Here is an 11,486-nt window from a genome sequence, read left to right as displayed (position 1 = left end):
AATAGCTTCGCGCCCTGCCTCTGTTTTCGGCCCTGTTGATTTGCCTCCGTGTAGCTTACAACGCCCATTCACCGGCTTGTCTTTGTTTTTATCCCAAACAGGAGGGGCTTGGCATGGCGTACCTCTTCGCGTAGTTGCATTGCACGTTCCACGTTCCTTTCGTGGTAAACGAGGATCGTTTGCCATCAGTGAAATATTAATTAATCCAAACATCATCAACTCCTTTTCAAATTATTAAATCCATACCCCACAACGCACGATTAATCACCAATGTTCCCACCCCTCCCTTTTTATGAATTAATGCTTTAGTCCAAAACGCGCCTTGCATTAGCCTGTAATATGAGCCGCTTTAGCCATCTAACACACTCTTTTTATAGACTGCAAAAACTCTCTAGTTTCGCGTTACTATTCCACACCCCTTGATGCGCGCCTGCGCATATACTGCGAAAACTATTCTCCACACCCCATGACGAGCGTGTGTATGTAGACTGAAGTAATTCACCTTAAGCCAGACTCCATACCTCATGACGCACGCCCACACGCATCTGCGCGTACTAGTCCGAAAACTCCTGGAAACAACCACCTTGCGCGTATTGGGTGCGAAATTAAAGAAACCAAACCCCATCATGCACACGCGCACATAATTGTCTAAAAACTCCTAGTGCGTATTTGGTAGAAAACTCCCTAGCAGTGGTTAATTAACTTACCAGAAAAGGGTTATTTCCTTAATGGCATAAACTACCGAAGCGGGTACATTTGCTACGACCTTATCTAAGGCTTATTGTTTATTTACTGACCGTAGCATTTGTACCCGCTTTGAGAGTTAACTTATAAATAAACTACCGAAGCGGGTACATTTGCTACGATTCTATAATTCGTTGCACTCTCCACTTCTCTATACCTAGTTCTTTTGCTATACCGCCTATGCTTAATCCTTCCTTTCGTAGCTTTAATGCTTTTTCCTGTAAAACCTCCCTCTCTGTTCGAGTATCGAGGCTTAGTCTTCTAGCTAATGGTGTTGGTACGCTAATTTCAAGTAGCCTTTCTCTATCGTTTGCTCTGCCTCTAGTCGTTTCAACCACCAATCCCCAGCTAACAAGTACCTCTTTGATAAACTTGATGGGTGTTTCTTCGGGAATCTTTTCTGGCTTGGCGTATCGCTCCTTAATAAGCCCAAGCCTCCAAAACTCCGCACACTTTCTGGCTATGCCGTCTCTCAGTGCTTTTATTTGTTTTTGCGTGAGCCGTTGCTTCTTGAATAGGTCGAGTGATACTCCTGAGCTATTTAATAGCCCTTTAACAGTCTCTCCTTTTTCGCCACGTAATAAGCTAACAACAATTTCCATTTTTATTGCTGAATGTCTTAATGCAGGAACACATTCAAGCTCGGCTTCATCAACCCCTATGCGACTTGTTTTGTAATGATGGGCTAATAGTGCCGATTTAGAATTAAGCATTTCCTCGCGGTTTTTGTAGCCTCTCTGTCTTGCTAGTTCTGCCTTATCTAGTGAGCATGGGTTTGCTTTGAGAAGGTCTTTTATGTCTTCTTCGTTAAGTTCTGATGAAGGCACTAAGCCATCAATCTCATACTCTGGCAAGTCGCAGTGTTCGATTAACTTAATGCTGTATTCTTCAAGAAGGTTTCTGAATGCATGGATAAACAGTGATTTGTTCTGTTCTCTTTCCATGAGTACGCTGCTTTTTATTTCATCTAAAGGGAGTACTTTGGCAAGCTCAAGAGAACCTATGTCTTTGTAGAAGCTTGTCATAAACATTTCTGCGGGGCGACAAAGCAAGGTAACTTCCCAGCTAGTAACGTCTCTGCAACGTCTTAGCATTTGCAATGATTCGGTGGCACTCAATATGCTTCCGGTAAATAGTCCATATCCTTTTTTAAATCGCTTATCCTCGTGCTGAATGCTTACACCAGTGCCAATAACAGAGGTATGAATTAGCAGGTCTGTAGATGCCATTTTAGCTTGTATGCTTTCAATGAAAGGGTCTATTTCTCCTGCTGGTAACTTTCCAGAAAGTAAAACGATTTTTTTATCTGAAAAGCGTTCTTCAAAATACTTATGAATGGAGCGTGCCGCAGCCTCTGATTCAACGGCCAGTACGCAAGGAACGCCTAACATTAAATCCTGTTTTATTGACTCAACAATAGACGTTTTAAAGTACTTCAAACTTGCTGTGCAGGTTAAGTTAACTGTTAAATCTCTAACTGGAGGCTCAGCAGTAATAACCAATATTTCATCTTCATTAACACCTAAGAGACTTGCCCATCGTTTTATATCATTCTCGGTTAGGTCGGCATCAAGAAGATAAACACACTGAGCGTTCTTGGCTGACTCAGAGAATTTCTTAGCCAAACCTTTCTCGATGTTTGAGTCCGTATAAAACGCTTTAAGTGCTTGGCTGGCTTCATCTATGAATATGGAGTGGGAATTAACTAAATGATTTAAGAATTTCTCATGCTTGAATGAGTGCAAGCAGCAGGCTAAGTTTTTAACGCCACCAGCATAAGAAATATAATCTCTGTCATCTTGATAATGAATGCATTCAAGAACATCTGCTAATTGAGTAACAAGCTTTCTTCTATGGGCAATAGCTACCGCACCGCCAACACCAAGAGCATGATTAAACATTTGTTTCATGAAGTCCTTGGACTTCCCTTGTCCGTGATGGGCTTTTACAGCAACTATTTTAAACTCACCGTTTTTTGCTTTCTCTACCCCATGAAGCCAATCAAGAAGTCCGTTTTTTTGCTTCAAGTGGACTCGATTTTTAAATCGCTTTGTGTCTAGGGCTATAAGCCCTTTCGATTGATTTATCCTTGCTCTACTGAGGCATTGAATGAAATTAATTATTTCCTCTGGGGCGGCAACTCGGCCTTTTAAATAAAGCCAATCTTTGAAGCGCGAGGAAGGAATATCAGCACCGATCCTATGCGAGACTGCTGTAGTAAATGCATAGACATTTTTTGGGTCTGAGTTGTCGGAAAGCTCTTTTATGCGCTTTTGGGTACTGGTGAGTTTTTTGTACTTGGCGATTAACTCAACGTCATAAAGGCTTGCAATGATTGGGGTTATAATCTGCCTTGTTTCATAGCAGTAAATGGAGCCAGCATTGATGATTGCCTTCTCGCCAGAGACAGGGCAAATACACTGCTTTCCAGAATAATTAATTAACGCATCAGCAAACGAAACACCCTCTCCACTAGCCAGAAGAAGTATAGAGTGATTGGCACTTATGCCCGTGATGCTGGATTTAATTTCAACAGGCTTAAAGCTTAGTTCCGTTATTTGGCGATTAACCTCAGCACGAAGACTTTCCTCGCCATACTCTTGTCTGTAATCATCCCAATCAGTGCCACTCTTAAGCGGGATTATTGCTTTTGATTTTGTATGAAAGGCTGCTGTGTGGGCTGCTTTTTGACCGCCTTTCCTTTCGTCATTATCACCGCAGATAAGAATTTCTTTATTGGGGAACAGTTCTTTAACGCGCTGTGTTCTTGATTTAATTCCGTTTGCATCAAACAAAACAACTGCCGTACACCCAAGAGAGCAGTTAATCGCAAGCCCTGTTCTATAGCCCTCAGTTACTGAGGCATAAGGAAGTGAGTTATCACCCCTAATAATGCAAAATCCAGCAGTAACAGAGTCAACCAGCATCAGCTTTGGGTGTTTTCCGGTTCGAGGGTCTATATGTGGACTAATGAATTGAAATGAAATGATACGTTTTGGGTTATCAATGTCATGAATTGGGAGTATTGCTGCACCAATGGGAACGGTTTGGGTTTTATTTTCAACTATGCCTTTGTCATTAACTCTCTGGTAAGTGATTTTATAAAGCTTTTTATTAATTAATACCTCATGCTTATAACCTTTGCTTGTGAAGTCTTGATGTTCGCCCATTTCACAGTTTGCCAGCACTGCTTTTGCATGTGCTTCGCCAGTGTCTTTATCCGAAACAATTTTGTCTTGCCGTTTTTGCTCCGCCTCTTCCTGTCTTTTTTTATAGGCTTCAATATTTTTGTTAAGCTCCACCTCGCTTCTTGTGGTCTTGTTATTAAGTCCAAGAAACTCCGAAACTGCTTTAAATGCTGCCTTGTTATCAATGGAGTTAATTTCGGCTATTAGCGAAAAACCGTCACGGTATTTACTTCCTGTGCAAATACAAATGTATCGGCAGCTTCCATCAGGCTTTATTACGAATCTAAATTTCTTTTCATGACACAAAGGGCAAATGGATTTCTTGCCAGTCAAGCAATCACTCGGTGTGTTAAAGTGGGCTACAATTGAAGGCCAGCCATATTGATTGGCACGAAACACTACCTCTTGATAGTCTAGTGGTGTATAATTGGTCTGTATTTTGTTGACCTTTGGCGCTGTGTCCGCAGTGCCGGTCATTTAATCACCTGCACTAGCATCTACCGCTTACCTTATCTCTTAATAGAGAAATCTTGTTTAGAAAATCACTTTTTGATTCTTTACTTACATACCTTCTTTCGTTCATTTATTACTCTCCAGAAGAAATGTAATTCAATGACCATAGCCACTGAGCTTTTTCGGGTATTCGTTTAGTGCGAACTTCAAGGCCATACTTCGCGAGCAGTTCGCGAACATGATGCTTTATAGTGTCAGACTTGTTGGATATACCTGTTCTGTGAGAGAGATGACGTGAGAACATGCCTTCGGGGTGCTTCGCGAGTTCTTCAATAATGCGCTTTTGATTAAAAGATAAATTCTTGAGCAGTTTTTCTGGTAATTGAATCTCTTTCTGAGATTTTTTGTTGTTTACTTCCATTGTTGTCACCTTCAATTAATTTTTATTATTAATCGAAGTGCGTTGTTATTAGTTCTAATGCTTTATTTTTATGCCAATAAAGATATAAAGATATAAAGATATAAATATATTTTTATATAAGTGTTCACATAAACAAAAACGAATGCTTATAATAACGGAAAGGGAGCGCTGTTATTTCATGTATGAAAAAATCTTTTGTTGAACTTTAGGTCTTACTTAGTCTTGATCAAAGATTTTTTTACTCTAAAATACGCACCTTTACGCACTTCATCAGCCAATCAAGGTCAAGAACTTGTCTAGGGTGCCAGACCTTGATTGGAGAGTCGTAATAGCGTCAAAATACCACTAAATACTTAAGTAATATCTTACTACCTTCTGCGTAAAAGCTGAATACTATCTACAAATTAATTAAAGAAAAAATGATTAAAAATCAATCACTTTGATTTTGAAAGCAGCTTATAAACACTTGGCCTAGATAAATTCATCCTTCTACCAATCTCACATACACTTAAACCTTCCGTTTTAAAGCCCATAGCAGTCTCTACAAGCGACTTTTCCAGCTTCGGCCTACCCAAGTGCTTACCAACCTTTTTTGCTGCATTAATGCCTTCTCTTTGCCTTGTTTTAGTCATTCTACGCTCGAACTCTGCAAAAGCTCCCATAAGCTGCAAAGTCAGAGTTGCCATAGGACTTTCGTCCCCATAGAACGTGAGATTTTCATGATGAAATTTAACATTAACTTCTTTAAACACTAAGCCATCGACTATTTCTTGTAGGTCGATAAGATTTCGCGCTAATCGGTCGATGCTGTGAACGTGTAATGTGTCGCCTTTTCTTAGGTAGTTAAGGCACGCTTCGAGTTGTGGGCGATTTTTGGTGCTTCCCGATGCTGTATCAATAAATTCTTTATCCAGCTGAATGCCTTCAAGTTGCCTTGCTGTGTTTTGTCCTTCTGATGAAACCCTTATATAACCTATGTTTTGCCCTGTCATAATAACCACCTTAATTTAATCTAGCCCTGTTTACCTGTATTTCGTTTTTAATTTCACGAAGCCTAAAATCAAGACCAATTAGAGCACCTGCAATGCTGGCGCAAATTACCGTGTATTTGTTTACCTCAAATCCATAAGCAATTGAGTAAGAGCAAGTACATAAGACTGTAAACACGCAAGACCAAAAAATACCCATTACATCACCTTTTATCTTTAAACTGTAAATCAAATCATATCACCTTTATTTACATTGTCAATAAAGGTATGTTTATAAATTTTATTTACAGTTTATTGAGGGTTATTGGGCAGGGTATTGATATGTAAGTAAAGGTGTACCTTTATTAACAATGTAATGTATCAATAAAATACTATGGTGAAACAATATTAGCGAATGAGAATTGAAATTCGGCCAAAGAAGAAGGAAACATCTTTAGTTTTTGTTATATTATGATATTAAATGGGATAAAAGCATGTTATAGACAAAGACAATCCAAATTATACACTAATAAATATTGATAAGTGGACAGTGGATCGGCTAGACCACTTACCAATAAATTTTCTTCTTAGGTTAAAATCCGAGAACAACGCACACCAAGTGGTGCAGCCTTATAATAGTAATCTGAGTTACCATTTAATTGGTTTACATCAAAGGTTGTTTCCCACGCACCTAAATAGAAGTTATACTCATGGCCAGTGGAACTAAAATATGAACCGGCCAGACAATCTACGCCACTAGAAAGAGGATTGCACGATATTTTGGGTAATGGGTTCTCTGGATTTCCAACTAAGAAGGAAAGATTCGCTAGCATACTTTGGGCTCCAGAAGGACACTGAACATTGCTTGTCAAAGAATCCATTTCGCAAATGGCAGGCAGGTACCAGTCAGAATAGGAATTAATATCTTTTGTGCATAATCCCGCGGCATAATATTCTCGGTTCGTTGCGCCAGATGAGAGGATAAAAGGAGCGGTTCCTGAATTATTAAAATTTGTATTAAATGAGTCATAGAATGTTATAATATTCCTGCTATTGCACTGCCCATCAGTTTCGCCATTACAAACAGTAAATGCACTTTGCTCTGGAAAAGGGAAAATTAGATAATTAATGTAAGTTGAATTAAAATACGCTTCTGCATCAAGATAAGATCCTCCTACCACATAGGATTCAAAGATAAAAGGAATGATATCAAGGCTTACATCTGCAGATAAATCTCCAGATCCATTAGAGCTCCAGATAATACTCGTAGCTTGGGGTCCTGTGCCAATTTCAGGCTCTGCTACATCCACCAGCGATGCAACTTTACCACCACTGCTTCCATTAACTGGGGTTGTATCATCTACAGAATAAAGGAACCCCCCTTGATACTGGCAACCATAATCCAATACAGCAACATTGGTCATAGCGGGGCTAGCAACGTTACTGGCGCTTAAAGTAATCGTGCCCGGAGTAGGTGGAATTCCTGTTTTGCAATCAGTGGTTGAATCAATTCCTGGTGTGACAGTAACGGTACAAGTAGCGCCTGGGGCTAATGAGTCTGCACAGGTGGTTGGAACGGTTGTGACATCAGACCCTGCAGGAAGTCCGTTGGCAGCAACAACAAGCCCTGTTGCGGTAACAGTCCCTGTATTAGTAAAGGTTACATATCGTGCATTACCTGTTAACGCAGGGTTCTTGCCAATATTTTTTACCGATAAAGCCAATATCGATGGAGGTGCAATGCTGGTGCTTAATGTCGTGGCACTTGGAGTGTGGGTTCGCGTAATATCCAGTTTATCATGACAGGGCTCAAAACATTGATTAGCATTAGGCGTGCCATTGGGATTTGCTTCGCATACAATGGGTGCCCAAACCAGGTGATTAGCAGGTAAGGAACTTGCATTAATTGTTAACGTAAGCGTGCATGTAGGACTGGGATTTGCTGAGGTTTTCCCTCCCACCACACATAACCCTCCTGAGCTTGTAATCCCTGTAGGGGTTGTTGATGAAAGGGCTAAACGATGCGATTTTTTAGAATTATTGGTTATCGTGTAACTCACCGTGGCGGTACCTGTGGCATCTAAATTAATCACAGGATTGCCGTTAAGCTTAAAATTTAAAACAGGAGTCCCTGCCTGAGTTGCTGTAATAAAGAAAAGTGAACTCAATCCAACAATAGATTGATTTTTAATGCGTGAAAAATCCATTCTCATATCCTTATGCGATGTACGTTAAATTAAAGAACAAGCCATTCGTATAAAAATGACTTAATCCCAAGCCTTTATTAAGGGTTTGCTCAGGAGCTGCTCCTAACTGACTTTTTCCCCAGTCTGAGAATTCATAACCAATACCCACCTGAACGTGTTGATTTAGCGCTTTTTGTAGTCCTGCACCAAAAGCGTAGGTCAGAGTGCTTTTGGTTTCAGATGTATAATTAGGATTAGGGAGTTCTCCGCAAACTAACGAAATATTATTGAAGGAACTGGATTTATTAATTCCAACCCCAATACTTCCGCTTACCCAGGGAAGTAAGTCATGCGCCATTTCTGTTAAAATCTTTCCTTTAAGAGAAACCTGTGCATGTTGGATTTTATAGTGATATGCATGGTTATTGAATTCAGGGTCGGCATCAGTCCAAATCTCTCCATTTATCTTCGCCGAACTTGCTCCTCCTGCTGCAACCCCAAGCTGCATATTAATCGTTTTATTTAAAGATTTTTGCAAGCCAAGAAAAATCTCTCCATTAAATAATGCTTGGGATGATTTTTGAGGGGAATATGTTTTTTCTATTGTTGGTGTTAAATAAAATGTTTGTTGGTTAACGTTCTGCGTCCAAACCGAGCCGCCACTAAGAGTGCCAACCCAAGCTAATTCATGAGAAGCCGTTATGGACTGTGAAAATCCAGTCATGGCAGCCATGGATAAAATATTGGTTAAAAGCATGAGTGGTGGTATTTTTTTGTTCATAAATATCCTTATTGTTATTAATAAATATCCTTATTGTTATTAATAAATATCGTTAATATTCTTCAGCAACTAAGCTCAATTAATTTTTCCCATATTAAAGTAACATGCGCTAAAACACTCCAAAAAGCTTTTTTCTCTTTTTCTTCTGGTCAGTGTGTTCTAAAAGCCTTTGATTGCTGGCGAGGGTTTCTATTAATGCGCTTTTCTCGGTGCTGGCGGCTTCTAATTGTTTATGAAGAAACTCATTTTGCTTGGCCTTTTCAGCAAGCATCTCTTTAAGGTATTTCACCTCAACCTCAAGAGCATTTCGCGAACTTTGTTCGCCATGGTTCGCTACTGTTCGCTTGGTGTGCGCATCAGGAAATACACGATAAAATTCAGATTTATCTATAAGGTAATTACCGCCATCATCCCTTGATGCAGAAAGCTTTCCCTTCTTTATCAGGCTTTGTATATGCCTAGCACTGCACCCTGCAATTTCCGCAGCCATTCGCGTACTAAGTGACGAACTTTCTTCGCTCATATTCGTGTGCCTTCGCTTGTTTTCGTTATTGTTCGTCACGGGTCAATTGCTATTTAAACAGGTCTGAATGACTGCCTGTTCTAACAAAAGTAATGGAGTCGCCTTTTACTAAATAAACCAGCAACCAATCAGGCTCAATATGACACTCTCTCGTGTCAGCATAATTGCCTTTTAATGGGTGGTCGCTATATTTCGCCTCCAATGGCTTTTCTTCGATTAACTGGCGAATAACTGTTTTAAGTTTATCAATCGACTTCCCGCGCTTTTCCATAAGCTTTAAATCTTTTTTAAACTTCGTTTTATAAATAGGCTCAAGCATCATATGCCTAATTGATTAAACAGGTCATCGACGTCTTTGCACTTTACAATACCCTCGCCATTTCTGGCTTCTTCAATAGCTTTGGCTGTTTCTCTATTTGGCAAGCTTAAATCAATGGGTATTTCATGATTCCTTAAAACCTGCTTATAAAGCATAGTAATTACTTGAGTTGGAGTTACACCAAACTCACTGAATATAGCCTCAACTCCTGTTTTTAAATCAGGCTCTATTCTCGCCCTTACATAAGCTGACTTACTCATAATAAAAACCTCATTAATACCTTATTTATAATTGTACCTCACTTGGGGTGCAAAATCCACATTATTGCTTTTCTATAGTTCTGCTCGTATTTGCGCATAGGCACGGCAAGGCCAAAATCTCTATTAGGAGCAAATTTTTCTACCCTTTTGATTATCAGTGAAACCCCATGACGCACACGCACGCCTACGCGTAGACCACCGAAAGACAATAACAATAAGGCTTTCCAGAGAAAGGTTTAATCAGAAGGCAGGCTTTCAGCTGGAGGGAATAAAACACCAACTTCCACCCTAAGAGTTTTGGCAATTTTAATAAGATTAAGCGCGGCTATATTTCGCTCCCCACGCTCAACCGATCCCATATAAGTACGGTCAAGGCCAACGGCATAGGCAAAAGACTCTTGAGAAAACCCATTTTCCTTACGGAGTTCTCTAATTATGGTGCCTATTTTAATAAGTGATGGATGTTTTTTGCGCATACATGTATGAATATGCGCCATATACTTATAAGACCACGGACTATAAGCATTATTACATAGAGGTAAGTTATCTAATTGTTCTGAGGTGAAAATGAAAAATATAATTTTATCTATATGTTTGCTTTCTCTGGTTGGCTGCGTGAAATCGGAAAACAACGACCAATTTAGGCATAATTTAAAACAGGGGTTAATGGGTTTTAATGAGCAAATACAACAGCAAAGACAGCAACAGTTGGAGTTATATAAGACACTCAGGCCACGTATTAATAAAACCACGAACTGTACGACACAATATTCTGGGAATATGGCGTACACTAATTGCAACTAAAATTCTGTATTATTCTGCAAAGTTAACCCATACTCCATGCCCCGCGCGCTAACCGTGTAAACCAAAGACAACAAAACAAATGAGGAAAGCCAATGAACGAAGAACAAAAACAAACTCTTGGTCAAATAAAAGCAATGATTGATGAATGGAGAAAGAACAAAAAGAACCCTGCTGAAAAAATGCCAGATGATATTTGGGAGGCTATTTTTAATCTTATTGAAACAACGGGATGTCCTGAAAATGAGATTCTAAAGGAGATTGGAATAAAGCCAGCACGACTAAATAACAAAAGACAGTCTTTAGGGCTGGCAAAGCCGTTACAAAAGGACGCAATCACCAAGAATGGTCTTAAAGCAACTGACGAAATTAAATTAATTCAGTTTGAGATAACAAAGCCTGATGGATTAATCATAAAGTTTCAAGCACCAATGTCTGAGCTAAAAAGCATCTTAATCTGAGTATCTGCATGGGCTGATGGAGCAACCCATAAATGACCAAAATATTTACATACTGATCACGCCAAAAAATAGGCATACCCCTCCCACCATCTATGCATTTTTTGAACACTGAAAAAAGTTACTGGCAGAGAACTCAAGAGAGTTATGCGCCACCGGATACCCCCCTAGGTTCAAAAACCCCCTATACCCCCACACCATCTTACAAACACAGAGATTGATTCTCGATTTAAGTACCTACTACTCACCAGAAGAAGCTTGTCTTTCCTTCGCCCTCCTTCGGTTACTTTCGCGAATAGCTTCGCGCCCTGCCTCTGTTTTCGGCCCTGTTGATTTGCCTCCGTGTAGCTTACAACGCCCATTCACCGGCTTGTCTTTGTTTTT

Annotated in this window: 12 protein-coding genes; 1 reads left to right on the top strand and 11 read right to left on the bottom strand. The window is 39.8% G+C overall.

Features of this window, described 5'->3' with window-relative positions; all coding sequences use genetic code 11:
- From Lfee_RS05090 to Lfee_RS05045, 10 genes are all read right to left on the bottom strand, one after another.
- The coding region (locus Lfee_RS05090; protein WP_238584865.1) for an HGGxSTG domain-containing protein at nucleotides 1-213 on the bottom strand (213 nt) is incomplete at its 3' end.
- Between the two features lie 647 nt (nucleotides 214-860).
- Nucleotides 861-4,409, bottom strand: coding sequence for a toprim domain-containing protein (locus Lfee_RS05085; protein WP_058444548.1), 3,549 nt, complete (start codon nucleotides 4,407-4,409; stop codon nucleotides 861-863).
- Nucleotides 4,410-4,518: 109 nt separating this feature from the next.
- On the bottom strand, nucleotides 4,519-4,806 hold the full coding sequence (locus Lfee_RS05080) for a hypothetical protein (RefSeq protein WP_058444546.1): 288 nt from the start codon (nucleotides 4,804-4,806) through the stop codon (nucleotides 4,519-4,521).
- A gap of 434 nt (nucleotides 4,807-5,240) precedes the next feature.
- Complete coding sequence (locus Lfee_RS05075; RefSeq protein WP_058444544.1) at nucleotides 5,241-5,798, bottom strand: recombinase family protein; 558 nt, start codon at nucleotides 5,796-5,798, stop codon at nucleotides 5,241-5,243.
- Between the two features lie 563 nt (nucleotides 5,799-6,361).
- Entirely contained in the window at nucleotides 6,362-7,981 is a 1,620-nt protein-coding gene (locus Lfee_RS05070) for a hypothetical protein (RefSeq protein ID WP_058444542.1), read from the bottom strand.
- A 10-nt stretch (nucleotides 7,982-7,991) separates the two neighbouring features.
- Nucleotides 7,992-8,741 (bottom strand): outer membrane protein, encoded by a 750-nt coding sequence (locus Lfee_RS05065; protein ID WP_058444540.1) that lies wholly within the window; start codon nucleotides 8,739-8,741, stop codon nucleotides 7,992-7,994.
- Nucleotides 8,742-8,850: 109 nt separating this feature from the next.
- The gene (locus Lfee_RS05060; RefSeq protein ID WP_058444539.1) at nucleotides 8,851-9,264 is read right to left on the bottom strand and encodes a helix-turn-helix domain-containing protein; all 414 of its coding nucleotides are present in this window, start codon (nucleotides 9,262-9,264) and stop codon (nucleotides 8,851-8,853) included.
- Nucleotides 9,265-9,313: 49 nt separating this feature from the next.
- Entirely contained in the window at nucleotides 9,314-9,586 is a 273-nt protein-coding gene (locus Lfee_RS05055) for a type II toxin-antitoxin system YafQ family toxin (RefSeq protein ID WP_330981744.1), read from the bottom strand.
- Nucleotides 9,583-9,843 (bottom strand): type II toxin-antitoxin system RelB/DinJ family antitoxin, encoded by a 261-nt coding sequence (locus Lfee_RS05050; RefSeq protein ID WP_058444534.1) that lies wholly within the window; start codon nucleotides 9,841-9,843, stop codon nucleotides 9,583-9,585. Before Lfee_RS05050 ends, Lfee_RS05055 begins: the two co-directional genes overlap by 4 nt.
- Before the next feature lie 236 nt (nucleotides 9,844-10,079).
- The gene (locus Lfee_RS05045; RefSeq protein WP_058444532.1) at nucleotides 10,080-10,319 is read right to left on the bottom strand and encodes a helix-turn-helix domain-containing protein; all 240 of its coding nucleotides are present in this window, start codon (nucleotides 10,317-10,319) and stop codon (nucleotides 10,080-10,082) included.
- Between the two features lie 420 nt (nucleotides 10,320-10,739).
- Between Lfee_RS05045 and Lfee_RS05040 the strand changes: the two genes are divergently transcribed.
- Entirely contained in the window at nucleotides 10,740-11,105 is a 366-nt protein-coding gene (locus Lfee_RS05040) for a hypothetical protein (protein ID WP_058444530.1), read from the top strand.
- A gap of 237 nt (nucleotides 11,106-11,342) precedes the next feature.
- Here Lfee_RS05040 and Lfee_RS17860 read toward each other — a convergent pair.
- On the bottom strand, nucleotides 11,343-11,486 hold a 144-nt coding region (locus Lfee_RS17860; protein WP_414092957.1), incomplete at its 5' end, for an HGGxSTG domain-containing protein.

This window comes from Legionella feeleii (genome assembly GCF_001467625.1).
GTDB classification, from domain to species: domain Bacteria; phylum Pseudomonadota; class Gammaproteobacteria; order Legionellales; family Legionellaceae; genus Tatlockia; species Tatlockia feeleii.
Note: the sequence above shows the minus strand (reverse complement) of the source record. Positions and strands in the feature narration are given on the sequence as shown.